The sequence below is a fragment of the Paenibacillus sp. UNC451MF genome, assembly GCF_000686845.1.
Lineage (GTDB): Bacteria > Bacillota > Bacilli > Paenibacillales > NBRC-103111 > Paenibacillus_S.
The window spans coordinates 16,053-39,327 of sequence record NZ_JMLS01000021.1 but is presented as its reverse complement, the minus strand read 5'-3'; the positions used below and the strand labels follow the sequence as shown (position 1 = coordinate 39,327).

The following is a 23,275-nucleotide window of genomic DNA, read 5'->3' as shown; positions in this document are numbered from 1 at the left end:
CCGAGATCATATCATCGAACGGTCTGAATGCACCAACGCATATAGCTGAGCCACAAGCCCCATTCCCATTTGCGACAGTACCCTATAGCCGCAGCGTTGTAATTCCAGGCCGCCTGCATTGTGCTGGGCTACCCCCGATACAATACCGTCAGGGGTAATATAGCGCTCCAGCGCCATTAATGCTTCCCTAGCCGCTGAGAGATAAACCGGCTGCAGGAGTCCATGTCTCGCACCCAGCGCCAATGCAGTGGCGATACCCGCCGAGCCGGATATTTCTACGCCGGTAGCCGGTTCATCCAGGAAGCATGACCACAGTCCTCCAGACAGTCTCCAATCGAGGGCCACCTGCGAGATACGCTGGATCTCCTCTTTAATATCGTTTATCCCTGGCAAGTCGGCATAGGGCGATGCTTGCAGCTCGATCCATGTTCGCGTCATGCCAAGCATGTACCAGGCAAAGGCACGGGCCCAGCTTCGAAAGGAGCGGTCTCCTTTCTTTTGATGATACCTTAAATAAATATGGTTGTCATTGGCCAGCCGGTCCCGGCGCAGCAGCAGTTGCTTTACAGCAAGCTCAGCGAGCTCCTTCCGGTGAAGCCGGGCAGCGGCGGCGGCAAGCGGGTAAGCTACCGTGTAGGCGCCTTCCGCTGAAACGGTGTCTCCATCGATAACAAGTCCGCTTCCTTCCTTTTCTGACAGCCAGAAGGATAATGCCTGCGTAACCACCGGATGTTGCGGCCAAAGTTTGACGATTACGGCAAGAGGCAGTGTCGCCTCAATGGTCGTAAACCTGCCTTCCACCTTGCGGCTGTAAAGATCTTCGTAATGCAGCCTTCCGTCATCATCAAGAAATTGACCGAGATGCTCAGATAGCACCTGATCGATTCGATCAGCTCCCCATACGCCGCGCAGAGCATAGAGTCCGTCAAGCACACAGCCTTCCAGCCAGCCGAACGGCTGTAGGGAGGACAACGAAGCCGTGCTGTGCAGCAGTGCACCCATAGGAGACTGCTCCTCACTGATGAGCAAATGCGGCGAGAACAGCCTTCGCGTCTGATCACCCTGCAGCTCGTCAAAAATCCACAACGGCGGGTCACCTTGACCTAGCCTAAGTCCTATCCCTTCGCAAAGCACGGCTTCCGCTTGATCTGAAGTAAGGATCAGTTCAAATGGCTGAAATACGTAAGCATACCGAATATCGAACCGATCCAGCACCGTTCCTGATTTCAACAGGAATACTTCCACTTCTATTGCATGGCGGTAATTGACAGCTATGGCAATACGAAGCCGGCAGTTAGCAGGCAGCGGACGAGAGATGAGGTGTTGGGCCTCAGACCATCTCAACTTCAGTGGCTCCTCCCGGTCCAGAATAGGGACAGCCGACCAGCCTTTGGGCAGCTGCTGCCCTTCCTGCAGCGCCCTGCTCGGAGCATAAACCATTTTAGCCGGATAATAAGTGAGTGAATTCATATGATGAACCTCCCTTAGCGAAGCTGACTCGACAAGCTCTCGTTAATACCCATCCTCCGGGAGGCTTAAAGAACGATCCCAATCCTGCCCTCATCTACTTGGACCTTGTAGCTTCTTGTTCTCACCTTGTCACTGAATAGCGACTTGCCGGTCTTAATCTCGAATTCCCATCCATGCCATGGGCAGCGGACCAGCTCGCCTTTGCGGCCGAACTCGTACTCATACACATTAGATGGCAGCGTCGTTCCGCAAACTAATCCTTTGCACAGCTGCGCACCTTCATGCGGGCAGCGATTGTGTATAGCAAAGTACTCGTCGCCTATCCGGTATATCCCGATGGAGCGTCCCTCCACATCTACGATTTTGCTCTGGCCTTCTGCGATTTCACTTGCCTGTGCGACATAATGTACTCCCATGATCGTCCCTCCACCCTAAATTTTATATAACGCTTTGGCGTTATCATAAAAGATTTTTTGGCGGGCTTCCGGACGAAGCCGCTTCAAGATTTCCGTGGGCATATCGTTGTCCCAATGCGGATAATCGCTAGAGAACATTAGGAAATTCTCGGCATCCATCATATCGAATATAGATATGAGGTCCTTTGGATCATCCGGCTCCTCAATAGGCTGCGTGGAGAACATTACGTGATCGCGAATATATTCACTCGGAAGACGTTTCAGCCAAGGTACGGAGGACCGCAGCCCTTTATAGTTTTTATCGAGCCGCCACATCAAATGCGGGAGCCAAGCAATACCGCCCTCTAACATAACAAACTTCAAATTCGGGAATTTCTCGAACACGCCTTCGCAGACAAGACTGACCAGGTGGGCCATATAGTTCCCCGACAAGCAAGTGTGCCACTCCAGATAGCGCGTCGGATAACCAGCTGGTGTCGGAGGCGGAGTTCCCCCTGCCCCTTCTCCCCCCGGATGAATGGCTACTGGGAGCCCGTGTCTTTGAGCTGCCTCATAGATTGGATGGAACTGGCGTTGGCCTAGCGGGGCACGCTGGGCGCTTCCCATCAGAGCCTGCACCATTTTCGGATGACCGGCCAGACGATCTATCTCCTTAGCAGCCAGGAATGGATCCTGCGGAGCTATCGTAATGGACCCACGGAACGATTCATGCTTGGACAGCCAGTCTTCAATAATATGGTCATTGTAGGCCGAAGCGATAGCCGCCGCATAATCCGGATCATGCATAGTCGATATATTCGTCATGTTGCCGGTCAGTATGGCGTACTCTACATTGAATTGTTTCATCAGATCCTCCACCAGATAATCCGGGTCGGATGCGGAAGGCCCGCCGGATGGAGGAATACAGTCTTTTCTCACTACACCGACTGGGGATGTATAGCCATGTCCCGGCATGCCGATACCTGAGGTGGCAACCCGTGTCTTCCAGGGATCAGGCAAAAATGGCAGCAGCTCCTTCGGACTTTTCAGATCATTATGCACATCGACGTCAATACATTTCATTTCTTCAAACATGAACAAAACCCCCTCCTGTTGATATTCCCTATTGTAAAATGATCCGATACCCATTACGATTGGTAATCATACAATTTATTTAGGGATTCTACGATTTTCATTTTTTTTGGGGGATAGAGTAAAGGAGGCAGCCTAGCATGAACATCGAGCATGTTTTCTTCGATCATTCCAGAGGGTCAAATTGGAGAGTATCCAAAGCTCCGACCCGACATCATATCATTCTGCTTGTTGTCAAAGGCAAGGTCCATTACCATTTCGACAACGTAAGCGTTAGTCTCGGCAAAGGTGAGGGGCTGTTCATCCCTCAAGGGACGATGCGCTCAGCAGAAGCCGATGCGGTAGAACCTCAACAAATGTACTCCGCGCATTTTAGGGATTTACCTTCCGAATTGCTCGCACATTTCATGGATGAACCTTTCAAATGCTTCCGTCCGTTAAGCTACGAATACTTGCGTCAACGGTTTGCCGTATTGAATGAATCCTGGATCGGCAAAATGCCCTGCTTCGAGATGATTACTCAAGGGATTCTCATGGAGATTCTCGGAATGGTACAATCCGAGCTGGTTTCAGGTACGATCCCTTCTTCCAAACGGAATTTGGCGACCCGAGTCCAGCAATATATCGTACAACATTACCGCAATCCGATCCGTTTGAACGAGCTGGCGCAGCACGTCGACCGCAGTCCGAACTATATATCCAATGTATTTAAGGAAGTCATCGGCAGATCGCCGGTGGAGTATATGCATGAGGTGCGTATTACGGCTGCAAGGGAGATGATGCTGACCACGGAGATGACGATCGGGGAAATTGCCGAGTTTCTCGGCTACTGCGATCAGACCTACTTTAACTACATGTATAAGAAGCTTGTTGGGCATCCTCCTTCGCATATGTTGAAGATGCGTGGAGTGGATTGAGATTGGGGCGTCCATGTTAGAAAACATACGTTAGTGCATGGGAGGGAAGGGTACGGGGTTCCAACCGCTGTTGAAATCGTATGAGTTTGAATTATTACTTTAGTGGTATTCATACGATTTCAAAGGCGGACGCTTCGCTTTTCCACCCCATACCCTTCCCTCTTTTGTTCTACTCGCTGCCCACTTCTACTTTTTTAACTAGTCCGCCCCTGAACATAGTTTGTAGCAGAAAAAAGCCGGACAGGCACTTGTCCTGTCCGACCATTGAAATTACAACCTAGGGTCCATCTCTTTTTCCTTAGCGACCTCGAACAGCAAGCTCGCCGCGATTTCCTTATACCGCTCGTGATTCGGAGCAATGTCATCAAACTTGATCGCCAGCAGCGCTTGACCTAGCCGGTATTCATTCATTGAGGTACGCAGCTTTGGAGTAATGTTCTTTTGCTTCATCAGCTTATTGTACTTGTGAGGAAAGCGGTAATCATACCCATAAATGATTGATAAATATTCGGGATTGCGAACCTTCATATACGGAGCGGCTTTGCCGTCCTGCACTTCCGGTTTTATTACGACGCCTTCCATATGGTTATCGACGGTTAGCTTTGCAAAGTACTCCTGAGCTAACTCGTAGCTTTCCGGTTCAGATAGATCAAGGAGTACGAACTCGTCCTCCGATAAGAAACCATACATTTCAGACGTTTTCCAATCTGGAATTTGCTCCTCACCGTTATCGTAAACCACTTTTAATAAAGCGAACGGCTTATACTCCATTTCCCCATCCTCAGCATAGAGCTCCAGCTGCCTTTTATACGTTTCATAGGCTTGAATGTGATCTTCAATCGGTACATAAGTGTCTATGATTTGACGGAGGTCCTTGTAATTTTGATAGACATGGCTTCCATATTTCTCGCTTAATTCCGCTTTAGGCAAATGGAATTGATCTTGTTCAAATCCGCTGCCGCGATACTGCTCGACCAGCTTGTCAAAGGCTTGCTCAAAACCGTTTTGCTTCAAAAAGTCGAGTTCGCTTTCCAACGCCTTCTCAATAGGCTTGAACTGCTTCAGAATCAAACCTTCTCCTATCGCCATCCAGGGCAGAAGCTCTCCGTCCAGCAAGAGCATGGAAATCTGATTCTGCTCCATATAAGAACAGAACTTATCCAGCAATCCGCTATAAATACCCGTTAGGTCGACTCGATTGATTTTATAACCGTTACGGCTCACCGCGAAGCATTGGTCTATATCTTTATGCAAATAAATGTTGCATCGGGAGCCCATATATTTAGGCTGGAGAACCACCTGCTGAACTCCACGATCCTTGAAATAGTTCAAGCCGCTTTTTAATGATTCCAGCTCATGAACAGCCTCATCCTTATCCGCAGGGGACATGGTACCGGAAATAAAATTAACCTTATGGCGGGAGCTGTAATGCAGTCGGCGTACTTCATCCTCCTCCAGATCCTGAACGGATATTTTACGTTCTTCACGAAACAATACCCTGAGTTCCTCTGAAATAACCGTCTGTGCTGCCTTATGTGCTTTCAAAAATGGCTTGAAGGAGATGGTTACCGATGTCAGCGCATTACCATGGACACTTCCTGTATCCAGATGCAGCTTGTTCTTTATACGGAAAGCCTGTTTGGCAGCAATATGCCCGAAAATATGGTATGGATGATTCCTCACCGCCTCTTCTTGGAGAAATGCAAGCTGCTCCTCCACGGGCGCATTACGATCCAATCTAAAATTGCGCTGATGGCGCATCGAATTGGAATCCAGCTTCCCGATGTATTTATTACGGCATGGTGCATGGGTAACGTAAAAAGATGGTCCGCTCATACCCAGCATACGATAGAACGGCTTGGATAAAGTTACGAGATGATTAAACTTTTCACGCAATGCCGGATCTCGCTGTAAAATTTGAACAGAAGAAAAGTAGCTGTGCAGCAGCTCTTGGTCCACTCCACTGATTTCTCCTTGCAAATACTTGTAAACGAAATTCTCATGGTTCCCTGCCACGAACAGAAAATGCTCTTGATTATCGTACAGAAACTCTATCGTTTCTTTCGTCTGATTGCCCTTATCGATCCAGTCACCGAGCAGGATCACTCTCGTATTGCGCAGTTTATCTGTAATGACTAGCTGGTTACCTTCGATTAAAAAACCATAGTCCTGCAGCAAGCCCTTCAGATCCTGAATACATTCATGAACATCGCCCACAATGATATATTTTTGATCCTGTGGAAGCGTCGTCGAAGCATATTCGCTCCAATCCTCTACGAACACTTGGTAATCAGGATTTGCTTTGCGCTCTTCAGGTAAGTAAAAGTCTTTGCTTCGTACCTTGTGAATTTTGGAGTACCCTTCTCTGGATAAGGAGCCGAGTACTTCCTTACGCAAGCGGTTAATATGATTCGTAATAAGTCTCTTCGACCGTTCGGAAGCGTAGTAATCTTCTCTTTTGCGATAATCGAATAAAATGACTTCAAGATTGTAATTTTGCTCATGTGCGATCTTGCGAACTTTCTCTCTGAAGTCTTCAGCTAAACCGGTTGTATCTAGCACGATGAACTCTGCATTAATGGGGAAGCTGGTGGCCATCTTTAATTTTTCAAATAAGAGATGGAAGGCCTGCTCGCTTGCCTCCAGCATCACTTGATCATACTTATCATACTCAAAGCCAAGCACTTCTTGCCGGATACTGTCCGAAGAAATGTATTGAACATTTGTTTTTAAGTGGCTGCCTTTCTCCTCGGGACGAAATCCTGGAATCAGCACTTCCTTGGCAAATGTGGTTTTGCCGCATTCCGTTGAGCCTATCATCATGAAGATGGTGTGAACCCTAGTCCTTATTTCCAACCGTTACGCCCCCTTTTTCCTGAGAATGACGCCTTGCGTCGTCTTAATATCGTTAACCCCGTCACCTATCGATACAAATTCATAGTCCAGATGGATTGGCGATACTGCGTTCTGGAACCAGAGTCTGAATTCGTCTTGGCCCATTTCCCAGTGATGGTCTTCATGCCTAAATCCGTTTATCTCGTAATAACGGTTAAAGTCGGAGTTCGGTGTTGTAATAATAAAATGGTCGAAATCGACGTGCTCACATATTCGGGCTATTAGCGCCCCCGCTTCATCCTTGGTCATATGCTCGATGACTTCTGTTAAAATAACATCCACCTGTTCCCCGTTATATTCTTCTAGAAAGCGGTCAATAGATTCTAACGTGACGATGTTCTCAATTTCCTTGGATTTAGCTTTGCGGTTCACTACCTCCAGCACTTCTTCATTAATATCGATCGCATAGTAGCTGTCTTCAATTTTTCCGGCAAAAGGAATGGCATAAAAGCCTTCTCCGCATCCAATGTCCAATATAGCCTTGTTAAAAGGCAGCGCGCTGCCGATGTAATTTCGTCTTTGGTAAGCCGTTCCGCCAAAATCAAACTGGATGTCGTACCGGGTTGTATTTTCCAGTTGGGCTTTATATTTTTTAAAACGATCTCTGGACGATAAAAAGTTCCTAACAAACAAGCTTCGGATATAGAATGGAGCATCTATAATGTTCATGCTCTTCACATACTTATCGATAACGCTCTCTGAAATATCGATGTATTCGTTGCCGAACATAGAAAGAAACAAACAAAGAACACTTACTACGTGCAATAGCTCATAGAGGCTCTTCTGCGTTGTAATCGTTAAGGCATAGCTCTGACGGGCAAGATGCTTGCTTTCAAACGTAAATTCCTTCATATGCTTTTCAAAAAATTCAACATAACGAACCATTTCCACATGAATCATAGGGATGAAAAACGTGTTTTCATACCCGTATTCATCGCGTTCATCTTGCACTTTTAAAGGCGCTGAGAAAAACTCGTTTATTGCATTAAGAGGAAACAGCGGCGTGTTATACCTCGATACATTCAAGTATTCGAAGGTTTCTCGCTCATGCTGCTTATACGAAATATCGTTATCCGCATCTTTAAAATACACGTTATAGGTGGAATCGTCCGTATACCAGCCGTAGGCGTTCCCTTTGCGAATGGATCGCAGCAGCATGCCGGATTCGGGATTTTTCTTGAGTATAAAAGAAAGCTTCGGGTTAGTGGACCGTATTTGAACAATAGCCATGTGTACCACTCCTTAAAATAATTGTTCCATTTAGGTATGTATGCGCCGTGAAGAGACTTCATATCTAAGCTGCATAGGATAGTTCTATTTTCACTCCTATCGTTTCTTAGCAACAGGGCAAAAGTATTACGATTATGCAAAATTAATGAATATATACAGCAACTTTTTCCAATTCAGTTCGTTTAAAAGAATACAATCCAAATGCTTGCTAGCGAACCCCGAAGGCGGGAACAGCGCATAAAGAAGCTGGACGGTCTCTAACTTCCCAAAAGGAGGTTAGAGCAAAGATGAGTCGAAGCAGAAAGCATGCTCCCGTATGTAATGATCATCACACACCGGGTCCCCGTTGGGCCAAGCGGCAAGCCAGTAAAGCAGTACGCCGCTACACCCGTGCATTACCTGACGGAAAGGGCTACCGTAAAGTATATTGTTCTTGGAATATTTGCGATGTTCGATTTTTTAAGACCAGACAGCAGGCTATTCAGGAATGGTCAGCCTCTCCATGGCTGCGGGAGAGATATTCGTCAGAGGAACGAGCTCTTCAAAACTGGATGAAGTGGTATGTGAGGAAGTGAGTAGAAGTGTCGGTTCGGGAAGTACCGGCACTTCTTTTCTTTTTATATGGGAGATCATCTTATTCGAAATCGTACGCAACAACCTACGCTTTCCCTACCCCCTTATCCCCCAACAGCGAATTCAGCTGCTCCAGCAGATTGCCCCCACCGGTTAACGAAATCGTGCCGATTTTCTCGCAAATCTTCTCCAGGAACTCCAGCTCCTTCAATCGATACAGCGTCATGTTCTCGTCCATCAGTTTGGCTGTATTCAGCAAGCTTCTCGTGGACGCGGTTTCCTCACGCCGGGTGATGATGTTGGCCTGAGCCTTCTTCTCGGCAAGAAGCACTGTGTTTAAAATCTCTTTGATATCCCCCGGCAAAATAATGTCCTTCACCCCTGCGGACAAAAATTGGACGCCGTATTCTTCGCTTTTCTCATTCAGTCTGGACAGAACGAACGCTGCGATCTCCTGCTTCATTTTCAACAGGTCATCGAGCTTTAAGGTTCCTACATATTCCCGCAATATAAGCTGTAATTGAATATACAGCTGCTCTTCGAAGGACTTGATCGCAAGCACTCGCAGAGGGTGTATGGTTCTGTATTGGCATACGAAGTTCAATCGCAGCGTTACCTTGTCCTCCGTCATCATTTCTTGTCCTGTCATATCCAGCTGCTGCTGGCGCAAATCTACAGTTTTGACCGCTACCGAGACAGGCCCTTTCCAGAAGAAATACTTTCCTGGCTGGAGCTCCTTCTGCATCACGTGGTTGTAGAACAATACGCCGTTCTCGTGATTAGCCACCTCGAACGTCTGAACATAACCGACGAGCTTCGGTAATAGTGCCATATCGACCTGAGCCGGTAATTCAGGGTTACGTATATCCACCCGGACATAGTCATGCTTCTTTAAAACATTCCAGAACGCATATTTCCCCGGTATCAGAAGAGACGCGAATTGCCCATTTTCGTAATGCAGGACATACTCATGATCCTGTACCTGCACGACATCCAGCTCCTGTAAGAGCCGCTCATCCTGCATAAAGAGCTGCAAATCCTTCCCCTGCACATGAAAGGGCTTCGTTATATTAAGAACCTGAACCGTATCCTCTGAAAACGATGAGAATCGGTAAGTGCCTGGCTGCAATAGCTTGGCATAGCTTCCTTTGCGGAACAGCAGCCCGCGCTCGTCGGTTTGAATATTGACTTTTTTAAACATAGTGTTTCCTCCTTAAGCAGACCTGCAGCCTGCCTTTGATTGATGAGCCTTAAGAGAGGGAAGCCTCCTGCAGCTTTAGACGGAATCCTGTTTAAGGCTTGCGCTGTCCTAGCCCTTCTGCTTACTGCCTTAGCGGGATGAAGATAAGTTCGGGAGCAACCTGTCTCATCTCGTTTTGGCATGAGCATTTGAACTTGAGCTGCACATGCCGGTATCCACGGATTGCTAAGCCCTGCTGCAGTGTGCGTAGAAAGCCACTGAGGCTTCCCCGCTCCGGTCATCTCTTAATAATTGGTATCCGCTCGAGTGAAAGTCGAGTGCCCTACCTTGGGCTATATCGTCCCATACGATATGGGGAATCGAACCCCTGCTTTGGAGGAACTGGTGCCGAATTGGACAAACAGTATACAAGTACATAGGATGTACCTGCACTGCGGGACTTTTGCGATATCCCAGCCTAGGTAAGTCATCCGTGCGTCAATCCCGTTATTATCTTCTCTTATTTGAGTTCATTCGAACATGGTGAAAGTATTACGACAGAGAAGAAAAACTATTGTCAAAATATACTAAAATGAGGAGAATAAAAGCATAGTCGAAATTTAATACTTCTGAGGAGCTACTGACGTGCAAACCATTAAAGAATATATCGCTGCCGGTTTCCCGCTGATATGGGTTACGGGATATGAAGAGAATATTATTTTGGAAGATATATTGAAGATCGGCAAAGACATTCAAATGGGTGTGAAAATATGGTCCTGCACAAAAGGCTGGTTCGACCCACAATCCGGACAGTCATTGGAAATGCATCCTTCGGATCAAATCAGCTGCTTTGACGTATACAAGCAAGAGCAGGAAAATATGATTCATGTATTCACCAATTTCCACTTCTTTCTGGATAATTACATGGTGCTTCAGAAGATCCGCGATATGGTGCCTTTCGCCAAGCACGAGAGTAAACCTTGCATCTTCATGTCTCCTTATGTACAGCTCCCTGCTGAGATTGAAAAAGAAGTTGCTATTGTCGAATACCGCCTACCGGGTGTACAGGAGCTTGGAAAAGTACTTGACGGTGTACTATCTTCCGTAGATTCGAAAATTGAGATTACCGACAGAACCAAATTGCTCGAGGCTGCTCTCGGCATGACGGCGGCAGAAGCTGAGAATGCATTTGCCGTTACACTGGTAAGACACGGCTCGTTCCATGGACAAGCCATCACGGAGATTCAAAGGGAGAAGACGAAGATCATTAAACGTACAGGCCTGCTCGAATATATTGAGCCCTCGCTAACGCTTGATGATATTGGCGGGAATCAAGAAATTAAAGACTGGCTGCTTGAAAGAGAGCAAGCATTTACCCCTAGTGCAAGGGATTACGGGATCAAGGAGCCCACCGGTCTTCTTTATGCAGGAGTACCCGGCTGTGGAAAGTCTCTTGCCGCCAAGGCTGCATCTGCCGCATGGCAGCTTCCTCTTCTAAGGTTCCCGCTGGATCGAGTATTCGGCTCGTTAGTCGGACAATCCGAAAAGCAGATGCGCGCAGCTATCGAGCTGGCTGAAACCTTAAGCCCTTGTATACTTTGGATCGATGAATTAGACAAAGCTTTTAGCGGTCTGGGAGCCGGCAATGACGGAGGCGTAACCAACCGGATATTTGGTCAGCTGTTAACATGGATGCAGGAAAAGTCCAAGCCTGTTTTCCTTTTCGCGACCGCCAATGATGTAACTCAGCTTCCTCCTGAGCTTCTCCGAAGATTTGACGAAATCTTCTGGGCGGATCTCCCGCAAAAGGAAGAGCGTCAAGAGATTTGGCACATCCATATCGTCAGGAAGAGGCGCAATCCACAGCAGTTCGATCTGAATGCATTAGCTGAATCCTCGGAAGGATACAGCGGTGCCGAGATCGAAAAGGTGCTGGAATCAGCGATGTTTTTTGCCTTTAGCCAGAAGCGTGACTTTACGACCGGCGATATGTTGAGAGCGATTCAGAGCAAAATCCCTCTTTCCATCACAATGAAGGAGAAAATCGAAGCCATTAGAGCCTGGGGAAAAATACGGGCTAAGAACGCCTCACGCTGTGTGGGTGAGATCGATCTTGCCAAAATCGAGGAACAATCGACCCTTCCCAGAAGAAGAATCAACCTATCTTAATAAACGGAGCCGACCTCATGAGCCATTTTACAAAAATGAAAACGGAAATACGGGATATTCAAGCACTGGAGTTTGCCTGTCGCGAGCTTGGATTAGATTTGCTTAAAGACTACCCAGCACGGGGATATACTGGGAAGCTTCTCTCGGCAGATTATGTGATTAAGCTAAAAGGCCCTTATGATATTGCCCTCTCTCTAGGCAGAACGAATACCTACACGTTAACTACGGACTGGTACAACGGTCATGTGGAGAAAGAAGTGGGTAAACGCGCCGAGCGCCTTCTCCAGCATTATGCGGTTCATGCCGCGACCCTTGCAGCCCGCAAGCAAGGGTATGCGGTGGAACGACGTCAGATGGAGGACGGTTCGATCAAATTAATCTGCCGGGTAGGAGGCTAATATGAAAACAATTGAAATTATCGTCAAAACGGATGGTACTCTATCTATCGAAGCTGTTGGTTTTCAAGGGAAATCTTGCGAGAAGGCCACTCAAGCCTTGGAGAAGGCACTCGGCACAACGGAACAGCGTAAGAAAAAACCTGAGTATTACCAGAGAGCTGCATTAAATCAAAATCGGAATGTAGAGCTTTAAGAGATGAACCCTATTTCGCTTAACATCCATGGCATTCATCCCTATTCCTATGTAAACGGTCCAGGGAAGCGCTGTGTCATTCATTTTCAAGGATGTACGTTAGCTTGTCCAGGGTGCTTTAATCCAGAATCCCACGCCCTGGATGGTGGAACCCGGATGACACTTGTGGAACTGCTCGAGTACATTCCACAAGATGTAGAGGGAGTCACTTTATCCGGCGGTGAACCTTTTCAGCAAATAGAGGGACTTCTTGTGCTGGTAAAAGCCCTGAACATACGCAATCTATCCGTTGTTCTATTCACAGGCTTTACAGTAGAAGAGCTGCGGAAAATGCCTCTGGCAGGAAATGTCCTTCGGTATGTCGATGTCCTTATCGACGGGCGGTTCGAAGAGTCCGTTCCTTTATCAGAGCTGATGGCGGGCTCACGCAACCAGACCGTTCATTTACTTAGCTGTAGATATACATTAGAAGATTTCAAAGCAAAACAAGTTGAGATTACATTGAATTCGGACGGAACGATGCAGATAACAGGCTTTCCCTCCAATACTCTACTTGAATCCATTACTATAACAAAGGGTGAGTCCGTATGAACAATTTTGTTGAGTTACAGCAAGCCATGACCCATGATTTGAATAGCCTGTATCAAACAAGTGGCTTGTTTCAGACCTTATTCCGACTGCAGGGCGCTACCCTGAACCAGAACAATTACAATCAAATCCTTCAAGGATTTTCCTCTGCCCACAATATATCCAAGGAGCGCGTAGAGGTACTGGTCCGCACGGTATTCCATTACTTGAATATCAAGGTGGATCTGCCAGAGCTAACTGCAGCTGAGACAAACACACAGAGACCGGAACAGCCAGCACAAATAGCTCCCGAACAAGAAGCACCTATAGAAAAAATTACGATTAATAAAGATTCCTATAAGGCGCTGCACGAAGCTATTGTTAAGGGAGATCTTCAAACGGTCATGACGCATATGGTTTCGGGGGCCAAAATCGATCACAAGTACCGCGGAGGTTTCACTCCTCTACTTCTCGCGGCCAAACATCATTGGTGGGATATTGTAGAATATCTTATTGCCCGTGGTGCTGACGTGAACGCCGTCAATAATGACAACTTCACCTTGCTGGGAGAGGTCATCGGAGAAAATAAGTCGAACATTTTTGAAACGTTGATGCACAAAACTTTGTACACCAACACATTGGAATTGGGTATGTCCTCTTGCGTACTCAATCTGGCTGACCGCTCTTACGTCGATGGATTGCAAGCAAAGGGCGCAGTCTTAAGGCAAGCCCTTATCGATTTCCTCTTAAAAGGCAACAATACCAAGTTTGTCGAGTATATGCTTAAAAACCAATTGTTGGACCGCTCAGGCTTGAGTCAAAGCCTGGTCGAGGCCTGCTCCAAGTATGGCAAGGATCTGGCACTCGTGAAAAAGCTTGTTCAGCAAGGTGCAGATCTGCGCTGCAAAGCCAAAAACGAACGTAATTTGATCATTGCAACCGTCTATAGCTCTGGATATGATGTTTTTGAGTACGACGATGAAAGCCTGGAAACCGATATCGATGATCAACAAATCGCCATCATTCATTATTTGACCGAGCAAGGCATTGATATTAACGAGCCCGATGTCGTTGGCCGGACGGCCCTTCATTATGCCGTTGGGATGAACCATCTATCGCTGACTTCATTTTTATTAAGAAAAGGCTCCAACGCTCAGGTTGTTGATCTTCTCGGAAAGACCCCATTAGACTATGCCCATGAAAAAGGATATGAGGAAGTTGCTAATGTACTGTTGGGAGCAGTCGGACAACGCTCATCGCAATCCACTGTTCCTCAACAGGACTCCTCCGGCCTTCCTCCTGATTTCACAGGTAGAAGAAAGCTGAAGCTTAATTTAGATGGTCAAGATTAGCATAATAATGTAGACATCAGCTTCTGATGAGTGCGCTCTTCAGCCTTTGTTATTAGGAACATATTCAATTATTTTTTCCTGGTAACAGGCTGAGGAATCTGCTCAGCAAAGCCCGCTTCATCAGCAGCTCAAGGCTGCTCCAGCTCTTCAATCACCTCCTGCAGGTACAGGATGTGCCTTGAGAAGGCAGCATTCAGCTGCCTGTAGTGATTGATCGTCAAACCGCCTAGCAGGGCAGTTTCCCATTGCTCGATTGTCTTATGGATGATGGTTTCCCCCGCGTTTACGATGTGCTGCCTCAGTGACCTATTCCCGAGTTCCTTTAGCTTAACGACGTCCAGATACGTCAGGAAATAGTGATAGTATTGATTGACAGAATCATCGATCTGCTTCTTTCTCTGCTTCAGTGCACTCTCTTGGGTCAAAAATCCCGTTACAACCGTTAAAGCGGCGACAAACAATGCCATCGGAGGAAAGACGTTCAAAATCGCCCATGTTAGCGTGTGCCATCCTGCTGCTAAAGCAAGAACGCTCGCTACAGTGGTACCGATGGAGACGAGAAAAATTTGCTCCGTCGCTCCTACCTGAAACTGTAAATCAACGTTTTCCCTTGCTTTATGGACGAGCATATGCGGAATAATCCGCTGCAAATCGGGCTGCTGAGCAGTAATTTCCTTCTTCCATGCTTCTGCATAGACCTTGTTGCAGCGATCGAGAATACGCCCTATATCATTGGATACCTGCTTGGGGTTCAATTGCTGCTCCATCAGCGTTTCCACAATCGATTTGTCGTCGATCACCTTTTCATTGTCGGTCAGCTTTTGACCACCGAGTTTTTCAGATAATTGATTCGCTCCCTTGACTGCAAAATTGACTAAAGTCCCCATCTTCTTGGCTGAGTCCTTAATTCCACTGTACCAGGAGCTGTCCTCCTCCAATTTGAGGTGCATGACCGTTTTTTTCTGCTGAAAATATACGGCAAGCTGATCATAAGCGGTCTGGAAAAATAATTCGGGTGCCTGGGAATTAAATTTCCACAAATTTTTGTGACGCTCAGTAAATTCGTCCGTGATGCTCAAGTATTGGCTCGCTTGTGCCTGAACGATGATCTGCTCTCGAATGAGAGCAATGCGTAATTGATCATTGTTCTTTGCTTTCGCTAGAGCATCTCTCGTCGGTGCAAGAGCTTTTTTAAAAGTATCGATGATATGATCCGCCGATTCTGCATTTATTGCATGCATATCCTTATGTACTTTACAAAATGCTTCCAGCTTCATTATCCTTTCCAGCCATTCATGATTCATCCTTTTTTCCCCATCCAGTCTTTAACTATAGTTGAAGTGAGATTTTACGATACAGCAGGGCTGCCGGTCGCATGAGAGCCTTTAATCTTCGGAATGCATCCTCCGGATTGGTTACCATATAGGAAACCAGCAGCGCTGTCGCCAAACCGAGGAGACAGCCGATCCACACAGGGCCTCCTACCAACGAAGAGACTAACAGGGCGCTCCCCGAAACTAAGGCTCCTTTGCCACATTGCTTCATTGCTTCAACCGGATTCCCGCTTTTGATAGCACTGTATACCATCCCCCCTGCCGCAATCGGGAACAAAACGGGATTCGCCGTTAGCAGGGATGAAATAAGGAGCCCCCCAGAAAGCCTTGATAAGCGGGAGGGATCAGGTTTATTTCCAAGCAGCAGTGACGCCGCAAGTCCTGCAAGTCCCCCAAGCAGCTCCGAACCGTTAAAGGTGAGAGCATCCGCCAAAAAGGTTTTGGATATGCCCAGCTCAGCCACCATATGACTCAATTGGTTGAACTGCTCCTGCGTAAGGGAAAATAACGGGTTAATCCCCGATTTGGATGCAATATCCCTTAATAGATGCTCGCACGCCTGAAGAAGTTCGGTGACGAAGGAATCGTCCGTCTTAACGTCTCTCACCGCTTCGAATGCACCCCAGATCGTGTGCTGGCCGTCCAGCAAATGATGCAAGCCTGAGCCACCTATATGGGTCTGGTTATATACTGAATCAATAGCCTTATCATAAGCATCGAAGTTATGATTGAATTCGTTTGCCAAAAAGCTCGATAAGGGATCTCCCAGAGGTGTCACTCCTGCGCCGAGAAGGAGCGACTTATCAGCTACACTCATCGTGCCGAAGCTTAAATCACGAAGTCTTCTGTTCTTGTCTATCAAAAGAGAACCTCCATCATTAATGTATTCGATTCATGATCAAAAATCGGATTCATACTGCCCCCACTTCACTTCTCCAGCTCCCTGAGCAGTATCCGCTCGAACCACTTCCAGGGCAGCAGCGATTTGCCTATAATGGCAGCTCGCGCACCTTTTCCCAGTGTATAACGCAGACGAGGATACCGGGAAAGTGCAATCCTGGCAACGGCACGGGCAACCTCTTGAGGGTTATCCGCATGTTCTGCCGTATTCTTCGAATATCTTAAAATGGCATTAAAGAACCCGCTATAGGGAGATTCAGCGGGAACCCTTGCCTCCATATACTCGAATCCTTTATTCCATATGCTCGTCTTGTACGCGCCCGGCTCCACCAGAACAACATGAATGCCATAGGGAAGCATTTCGAGCCGAAGCGCTTCGCTGAAGCCTTCTACTGCAAACTTCGAAGCCGCATAAGGCCCATAGCCGGGAAGCCCCAGCCTGCCGCTAATGCTGCTAATCTGGATCACCTTGCCCTGCCTCCGCTCGCGCATGAATGGCAGCACCGCTTGCGTCATTGCGACCATACCGAAGAAATTCACGTCCATCTGCTTCTCCCAATCCTCCATCGCAATCTCCTCAATGCAGCCTCCAATGGCCATTCCGGCATTATTGACGAGGATATCAATTTGGCCGTACATGTCGATGATTCGGTTGACAGTATCTGCTATTGCGCCGTGATCCGTTACATCCAGCGGCATGCACTCAATGAATCCGGTCAGCTCGGCATCCCCCGCCTGCTGCATCAGCATGCGATTGTTGGCCGTATCGCGCATAGTGGCAACGACTAGATAGCCCTGTCTGGCGAGCTCCAGCGTGGTTAGCATTCCAAAGCCGCTGGATGCCCCTGTAACGACCGCTAACGGCCTCTCCCCGTTACTTCCCTGTGCCGGTAAATGTTGACGCCGCTCCAACCAGCATCTCCTCCTTTCTGCCATGTGGACTGAATCTTCTCTCGACCCGCCTAAGCTTCTGAATGCCCATGCCCAGTGTCTGATTCAGCTCGGTGAATTGTACAGACGGAGCGGTGCAGTTCACATTAGCCCATAACCGATTCAGTGATTCCAAGATGCTGAGTTGGATTTGGTCAGTACTGCTATGCCTCTCCTGCTTTAGCCTTATAAAGATTTCCATCACATCCGGGGCATGCTGTACGACCCTATATTCTTCGACCTCTGCGGATGCTGAAATAATAGCACGGCTTATAAAATCGGGAAATACCGGAATAAACTCCGCAGCCGATAAGCCTTCCAAATAAAACAGATCATCACAGCGTCCCTCTATCCGCTCCAAAGCCATATGAGGTGACCCGCACGGGCAAGGGGCCGTCCGCTCCGTTAATATATCGTTCAGCCGATAACGGATAATCGGCTGTGTCGTCCGCGAAAAATCTGTGATAATCGGGACGAACTTGCTCAGGCTCTCGTCCAAATATTGCTTCTCCACCGCAACGATATCTTCGTTGATATGCAGCGTTCCGTGCGCGCACGTAACGGCAAGGAACCCCTCTGTACACTGATAAATTTGGTGTACCTTCTGTCCGAATGCCGCCTCGATTCGCTCGCAGTCTAACGGGTCCAGCACCTCGGCCACCGATAGGACCTTGTGCGGCCGAATCTCCAGCCTGCCGCTCTCCACCGCCTCGGCCAGAGCGCGCAAGAGCGATGGCGGCGCTGCAATTATAGTAGGCTGCTGCCGGTTCAGGCGGTCCACCTGCTCGACCAATGGATCGAGCAAGTCGTAGAAGCGGAACTGCAGCCTTCGGCTGCCGACGCTGCCGTACAGATTACTGTCGGCGCGCAGAAAGAACGCGATCCGCTCACGGTGAAACAGTGAGCGGGGCAGCACTTTGGCGAGGACCGTACCGGCCCATGCCATACGTTCCTTGGTGCTAACCAGGAATAGTCCCCTGCTGCCGGAGGTGCCTGAGGACATGCCGATCGTAACCGAGCCGATCATAGGGGTGAAGTCCCGACTCTCCTCGGCCTGCAGAGCCAGAGCGAAGGCCTCGTCCTTGTCTACTCCAACCGTGTTCAACCGGTTGAAATGCTCCATCATATCCGATTTCTCGATGATCGGAAATTGCCTCCAATCGCTATCGGGGAGTTCTCCCCATAGCTCCTTATAGAAAGCAGATCGGCTTCTTACGAACTGAATATGCCGCTGGATGCGTCTCTCCTGCCACTGCTTGAGTCGGTCGCGCGAGGTTCGCCTCATTCGGTATTTGGTTAACAAGTAATACCATATAATAACAAGCTTCCCGATCATCCCATTACACCGCCTTGCCCAAGCGATTCCCATACTTCACTGCAATGCGATGGGATAATCCGAAGCTCGGGACACTGCTTGTATACCTGATGGACCTTGCAAAAGCTATCCATATATTGAACTCGATTCGCCATAATGAATCCCGCCATCCAATGAGGAGCAAGCAGCTCGCGGTAAGCACGGCTGCTCCATACCGCATCAGCACATAAGAAATAAGCTTGGCTCTTCGTGGATACCATAATCCCAATCTGGCCTGCGGCATGACCAGGAACATAGACGGCAATGACGCTGCCGTCCCGGAAAATATCCATCCCTCGCTTGAATGGAAGCTCCTGCGGCAGTTCTATTAAACAGCTCTCATCAATAGGCAGCGAACGAGCCTCAAAATCGTCAGGCAGCAGTCCTGGCAAATACCCCGCCATCACTGCGCTCCATCCCTGGCGATAGCGAACAGCCTCATATGCCTCTTGAAGATAAATGAACTCCGCATTTGGAAAATCCCGCAACCCGGCGATGTGGTCTGCATGAAAATGAGACAAAATGATGTACCGAATATCGGCTGGCTCGATTCCGCGCTGCCTCAGCTGGTGCACAGCGCTATCCTGCGGTGTGTAATAAACCGGCGTCATTCGACCGTACAACGAATAGGGCCAACGGATCGTTTCTTCAAAAAAACGTTCCGTATAGCCCGTATCGAATAGAATAGGTCCGCGCTCAGGATGCTCAATCAGCGCAAACAAAGCCGGAAAGCGAACGGTTCGGCTGCTTCCCCCGCGAATGGTTACCCTCTCTTTATGAGTACAATACCCTGCCGCCATGAGGGTGACCTCCGTATGTACTTTAAACATAGTGCTCTTTATGCCAAGCGGCATAAGCGTCAATCCCTTCTTTGACCGTCACTCGGGGACGATACCCCAGCTGTTCCTTGGCAGCCGAAATGTCGAGCGTCTGGCTTTTGCCGAGCAAACCGACCGTATATCGGGTCAGCAGCGGCTCCTTGCCGCTCCCCGATAATCGTGCCACCCCTTCCATACATCCCGCCACCAAGTAGGCTGTGAGATAAGGAATCCTTCGTGCCCGTATCGGCTCCTCAAGCCGCTCGAATAAATAATGCAGCGCATCGATAAAGCGGACTGGCTCATCGTTCGTGATGTTAAACTTTTGGCCTAAAGCAGAGGTTGGTGCGGACATGCACAACAGCAGTGCTTCAACGACATTATCGACGTAAGTAAGATCAATGACAGCCTGTCCGCCTTGAATCAGCGGAAGCCGCCCTTGGCGATTCGCTTGAATGAGTCTCGGGATGATGGAGGGATCCCCTGGTCCAAAAATAGCGCGGGGGCGAATCGTAACGACCGGAAGTCCCGATTCATAAGCTTGATCGACCTCCTGCTCAGCCAGCCGTTTCGTCTCCGCATACAAGTTAGCCGATTTACGCGGTAAGGGCGCCGATTCGGCGATCCGGTGCCGGTCCTTGTAATCGAAATAAATGCTCGGTGTAGACACATGAATAAGCCGCTGTACGCTGTTAGCAGCGCACCCCTTAATCACATTGCGCGTCCCTGTCACATTGCTTTCATAGAAATCGTTATAGCTGCCCCATAGCGAGGACATCGCTCCACAGTGGAACACCATCTCCTGTCCCTCGCAACTTCGGACCATTTGAACGGTGTCCTCCAAGCGGGAGCAGACAAAGGTAATGCCCTGCCCGGATAGCTCGGCACCCATTCGCTCGTTACGCCCCATCGCGGTTACCTCATGACCGAGCCTATGCAGGGCTAACGATAAGTGCTTGCCTAGAAATCCTGTACCCCCGGTGACTAATACTTTCACCCCATTTCACCACCGTTCCATTCAATATCTTGCGTAGATGCCTCTATAATCGGTATACGCTGCTTCATTCCCTTGCGCCAATTCCAGTACACCAGCCGGAATTGCTGCCAGAAAGGCTGCGGATCGCGAAGCCGGAACACGACATCGCTGCCTCTCATAAAGAAGCGAATCCAATCGGGAAACCGGCGCCAGCCGCCCGCTGATAGCAAGGTTGCCAAACCGTAGCTAGCCAAAGCCACGGTAATCATGGCTCTCCGGCCAAGCTGCGGCATGATCCGTTCCTGCTCCGATTGCTGCTGTATGCCCATCATGAACAGCGCCTGATCCAGCCGATCCTCCGCTCGGAACAGATGAATGCCACTGGTCGCTCTAGGATTGCATTCCAGCGGGTATACCGTTCCGTCCCCTGCTTCAATGAAATCGAATGCAATCTGCCCTGTGAAGCTTTCCTCTTGCACGAATCGCTCGACCCAGCGGTCAATCTCTGGATGCCGTACAGATTCAAAGCTAACGCAGGCACCCAGCCCCGCCGTAAATCGGACCGGATACACCGTATGCGCGGTAATCGTCCCCTGATGGACGATGCTATAGCTGCAATAAGCGGCACCATCTATATATTGCTGCACAACCCAATGCGCATCGTCCGATACGGGCAAATCACTGATGATTCGTGAGTGGGACCGCCATCCATCGGCCGTAACCTCCGCTATAATAACCTTGCTGGAAAACCGCGAAAACACCGGCTTAAACACCCACTTCGCAGCATCCGTTTTGCCTGTCTCCTGCTGCCTCAGCTTCGCTTGCTCTGCCTCCGATTCCATAAATGCGAGGCAATCCTGTCGTGACTGGAGCAGCATCGTCTTCGGCACTGACAAGCCAACCTGCTCTACCCGCTGATTGAACTCCCATTTACTGTGCAGCCGCCGCAGCCTATCAAGAGGTTCCGCAAAGACACGGCAATGAGAACTCAGCTCGGACAGTCCGCCTGCCACATAGAATAACTCTTCACACATCGGGAGGAGCCATTCGATCTGCTCTTCCTCAATAATCTGTCTTAAAGCCTCCACATAGGCTTTCGTATTAAGAGCTGGCTCCGGCACAAAGTAACAGCGTTGAATTGCTCTCGATTGCCGACACAGATGCTCCGGGCAGCTCTCCGCCATGAATATCTGATGACCGTTCGCTGCCAACTGGCGGGCCAGATCCAATGCTGCCGGTGCACGCCCGCCGGTGAGCAGAATACGTTTGCCATCCATCCGTCTCTGCAGCCTGCTAGTAGTCAAGGATCATCCCCCCGACCGACAAGCCGGCCGATGTCCCGAGCAGCAGCACTCTGCTGCCACGGGTAATACGTCCTTCACGGATTGCTTCATGCAGTCCCATAGGAATCGATGCGGCAATCGTATTGCCATGCGTCGGGGTAATAAACATAAGCTGCTCCTTTGAAATATTCAGCTTTCGGCTAATCAACCGCATAGCCATCGCACTCCCTTGATGAGGCACGACCACTTGAATATCCTTCATTGAGCAGCCAGCTTCCTTTAATAACGAAGCTACGAACCCAGGTAAAATGCGCGATGCCATCTTATAAATTCCTTGACCATCCATCTCAAATAAGAACGCCTCATCTTCCTGTACAGACAAGGCGTGCGCTCCCGTACCTCCGCCCCGGATTTGTGAGAGATGCGCTCCATGACTATACGTCTTCATAGCTGAGCATACAATACGGGAACCCTCCCGCTCCCCAGCCGCTTCAATTATGACTGCCGCTGCTCCATCCCCGAATAAGGCAGCACTTTCCTTATGTGACCAGTTGAGCCCAATGGAGGCGATCTCGGTGGAAACGAGTAGAATGCGGCGGTATCTGCCGGAGGTAACCATGTAAGACATGACATCTAGACCCGTCAAGAAGCTAAGACATGTCGAATTGATATCAAAGGCGGGAACCCCTGAATGCTCCTGCCCTAATGCTCTTTGAATAAGCGCAGCTGTACTAGGAATCGGCTGCTCCATCGTCCCGCTCGTGCATACGAGGCAATCGATGTCGCTGAAGTCGAGGCCTGCCTGCTTCAATGCCTCCTGTGCGGCGAATGCCCCCATCTGGGAAGCCGTCTCATCCTCTACAAAATGTCTTCGTTTCACGTCCGACTTTTTCTCAACCCAACCTGCCGGGACCCCAAGCAGCTCATCCATTTCCTCAGCGGTGACGATCCGTTTAGGCATATATTTACCTGTACCTGTTATTTTAATGTTTCTGCTCTGCATCATTAAACCTCCTCATGCTCACTCATTATCTATCCACTATTAAACGTAAATAGAAGAGTACGATACATGATTGCTTGTCGAAACTTGTTTATCCTATTGTAATCTATTCCTGAAAAGCTAAAAGTACTATTTTTATCTAATACCTAGTAAAAGCATAATACTGACTCCCTAAGAGCCCTTGATTTCTGGTTACATAGTGACTCGATTCACCTCCAAAATTCCTATTTTTTTCCATAGTTCATAGTA

At 48.6% G+C, this 23,275-nt stretch carries 21 protein-coding genes; 7 read left to right on the top strand and 14 right to left on the bottom strand.

What is annotated here, in order from left to right:
* Positions 1-6 precede the first annotated feature (6 nt).
* From BP97_RS0120790 to BP97_RS0120780, 3 genes are all read right to left on the bottom strand, one after another.
* Positions 7-1,470 carry a glycoside hydrolase family 88 protein gene (locus tag BP97_RS0120790; protein ID WP_051620838.1) on the bottom strand — a complete coding sequence of 488 codons (1,464 nt, stop codon included), beginning with the start codon at positions 1,468-1,470 and terminating at the stop codon, positions 7-9.
* Positions 1,471-1,535: 65 nt separating this feature from the next.
* Positions 1,536-1,886 carry a Rieske (2Fe-2S) protein gene (locus BP97_RS0120785; protein WP_028550829.1) on the bottom strand — a complete coding sequence of 117 codons (351 nt, stop codon included), beginning with the start codon at positions 1,884-1,886 and terminating at the stop codon, positions 1,536-1,538.
* Between the two features lie 15 nt (positions 1,887-1,901).
* A complete protein-coding gene (locus BP97_RS0120780; RefSeq protein ID WP_028550828.1) occupies positions 1,902-2,960 on the bottom strand; it encodes an amidohydrolase family protein in 1,059 nt (352 codons plus the stop codon).
* 137 nt (positions 2,961-3,097) lie between these two features.
* Between BP97_RS0120780 and BP97_RS0120775 the strand changes: the two genes are divergently transcribed.
* Entirely contained in the window at positions 3,098-3,874 is a 777-nt protein-coding gene (locus tag BP97_RS0120775; protein ID WP_028550827.1) for an AraC family transcriptional regulator, read from the top strand.
* Positions 3,875-4,144: 270 nt separating this feature from the next.
* On the opposite strand, the gene BP97_RS0120770 is transcribed toward BP97_RS0120775, so the two are convergent.
* Together BP97_RS0120770 and BP97_RS0120765 are read right to left on the bottom strand one after the other, a co-directional pair.
* Complete coding sequence (locus BP97_RS0120770) at positions 4,145-6,730, bottom strand: metallophosphoesterase (RefSeq protein ID WP_028550826.1); 2,586 nt, start codon at positions 6,728-6,730, stop codon at positions 4,145-4,147.
* Positions 6,731-6,733: 3 nt separating this feature from the next.
* Complete coding sequence (locus tag BP97_RS0120765; protein ID WP_028550825.1) at positions 6,734-7,999, bottom strand: class I SAM-dependent methyltransferase; 1,266 nt, start codon at positions 7,997-7,999, stop codon at positions 6,734-6,736.
* A gap of 287 nt (positions 8,000-8,286) precedes the next feature.
* Here BP97_RS0120765 and BP97_RS0120760 point away from each other — a divergent pair, with 287 nt between their 5' ends.
* Positions 8,287-8,574, top strand: coding sequence for a hypothetical protein (locus tag BP97_RS0120760; RefSeq protein ID WP_081824293.1), 288 nt, complete (start codon positions 8,287-8,289; stop codon positions 8,572-8,574).
* An 83-nt stretch (positions 8,575-8,657) separates the two neighbouring features.
* Here the strand turns inward: BP97_RS0120760 and BP97_RS0120755 are convergent, their stop codons facing one another.
* A complete protein-coding gene (locus BP97_RS0120755) occupies positions 8,658-9,773 on the bottom strand; it encodes a slipin family protein (RefSeq protein WP_028550823.1) in 1,116 nt (371 codons plus the stop codon).
* A gap of 624 nt (positions 9,774-10,397) precedes the next feature.
* On the opposite strand from BP97_RS0120755, the gene BP97_RS0120750 reads away from it, so the two are divergent.
* Genes BP97_RS0120750 through BP97_RS0120730 form a run of 5 tightly spaced genes read left to right on the top strand, consistent with a single transcriptional unit; the run spans position 10,398 to position 14,431 of the window.
* Positions 10,398-11,921, top strand: a complete 1,524-nt coding sequence (locus BP97_RS0120750; protein WP_028550822.1) for an AAA family ATPase — start codon at positions 10,398-10,400, stop codon at positions 11,919-11,921.
* 17 nt (positions 11,922-11,938) lie between these two features.
* Positions 11,939-12,319 (top strand): DUF1257 domain-containing protein, encoded by a 381-nt coding sequence (locus BP97_RS0120745; RefSeq protein ID WP_028550821.1) that lies wholly within the window; start codon positions 11,939-11,941, stop codon positions 12,317-12,319.
* Between the two features lies 1 nt (position 12,320).
* Positions 12,321-12,512 carry a DUF2997 domain-containing protein gene (locus BP97_RS0120740; RefSeq protein ID WP_028550820.1) on the top strand — a complete coding sequence of 64 codons (192 nt, stop codon included), beginning with the start codon at positions 12,321-12,323 and terminating at the stop codon, positions 12,510-12,512.
* A gap of 3 nt (positions 12,513-12,515) precedes the next feature.
* Positions 12,516-13,103, top strand: a complete 588-nt coding sequence (locus BP97_RS37030; protein ID WP_081824292.1) for a 4Fe-4S single cluster domain-containing protein — start codon at positions 12,516-12,518, stop codon at positions 13,101-13,103.
* Positions 13,100-14,431 carry an ankyrin repeat domain-containing protein gene (locus tag BP97_RS0120730; protein ID WP_028550819.1) on the top strand — a complete coding sequence of 444 codons (1,332 nt, stop codon included), beginning with the start codon at positions 13,100-13,102 and terminating at the stop codon, positions 14,429-14,431. The genes BP97_RS37030 and BP97_RS0120730 overlap by 4 nt, the downstream gene beginning before the upstream one ends.
* Positions 14,432-14,559: 128 nt before the next feature.
* Here the strand turns inward: BP97_RS0120730 and BP97_RS0120725 are convergent, their stop codons facing one another.
* From BP97_RS0120725 to BP97_RS0120690, 8 genes are all read right to left on the bottom strand, one after another.
* A complete protein-coding gene (locus tag BP97_RS0120725) occupies positions 14,560-15,735 on the bottom strand; it encodes a hypothetical protein (RefSeq protein ID WP_028550818.1) in 1,176 nt (391 codons plus the stop codon).
* Between the two features lie 25 nt (positions 15,736-15,760).
* The gene (locus BP97_RS0120720; protein ID WP_028550817.1) at positions 15,761-16,627 is read right to left on the bottom strand and encodes a hypothetical protein; all 867 of its coding nucleotides are present in this window, start codon (positions 16,625-16,627) and stop codon (positions 15,761-15,763) included.
* A gap of 65 nt (positions 16,628-16,692) precedes the next feature.
* Positions 16,693-17,577, bottom strand: coding sequence for an SDR family oxidoreductase (locus BP97_RS0120715; RefSeq protein ID WP_028550816.1), 885 nt, complete (start codon positions 17,575-17,577; stop codon positions 16,693-16,695).
* Positions 17,540-18,931 (bottom strand): F390 synthetase-related protein, encoded by a 1,392-nt coding sequence (locus BP97_RS37025; protein WP_064745725.1) that lies wholly within the window; start codon positions 18,929-18,931, stop codon positions 17,540-17,542. The genes BP97_RS0120715 and BP97_RS37025 overlap by 38 nt, the downstream gene beginning before the upstream one ends.
* Entirely contained in the window at positions 18,928-19,749 is an 822-nt protein-coding gene (locus tag BP97_RS0120705) for an MBL fold metallo-hydrolase (protein ID WP_231506353.1), read from the bottom strand. Before BP97_RS0120705 ends, BP97_RS37025 begins: the two co-directional genes overlap by 4 nt.
* A gap of 22 nt (positions 19,750-19,771) precedes the next feature.
* Positions 19,772-20,764, bottom strand: coding sequence for an NAD-dependent epimerase/dehydratase family protein (locus tag BP97_RS0120700; RefSeq protein WP_028550814.1), 993 nt, complete (start codon positions 20,762-20,764; stop codon positions 19,772-19,774).
* Entirely contained in the window at positions 20,761-22,047 is a 1,287-nt protein-coding gene (locus BP97_RS0120695) for an ATP-grasp domain-containing protein (RefSeq protein WP_028550813.1), read from the bottom strand. Before BP97_RS0120695 ends, BP97_RS0120700 begins: the two co-directional genes overlap by 4 nt.
* Complete coding sequence (locus BP97_RS0120690) at positions 22,037-23,029, bottom strand: beta-ketoacyl-ACP synthase III (RefSeq protein ID WP_028550812.1); 993 nt, start codon at positions 23,027-23,029, stop codon at positions 22,037-22,039. Before BP97_RS0120690 ends, BP97_RS0120695 begins: the two co-directional genes overlap by 11 nt.
* Between the last annotated feature and the right edge of the window lie 246 nt (positions 23,030-23,275).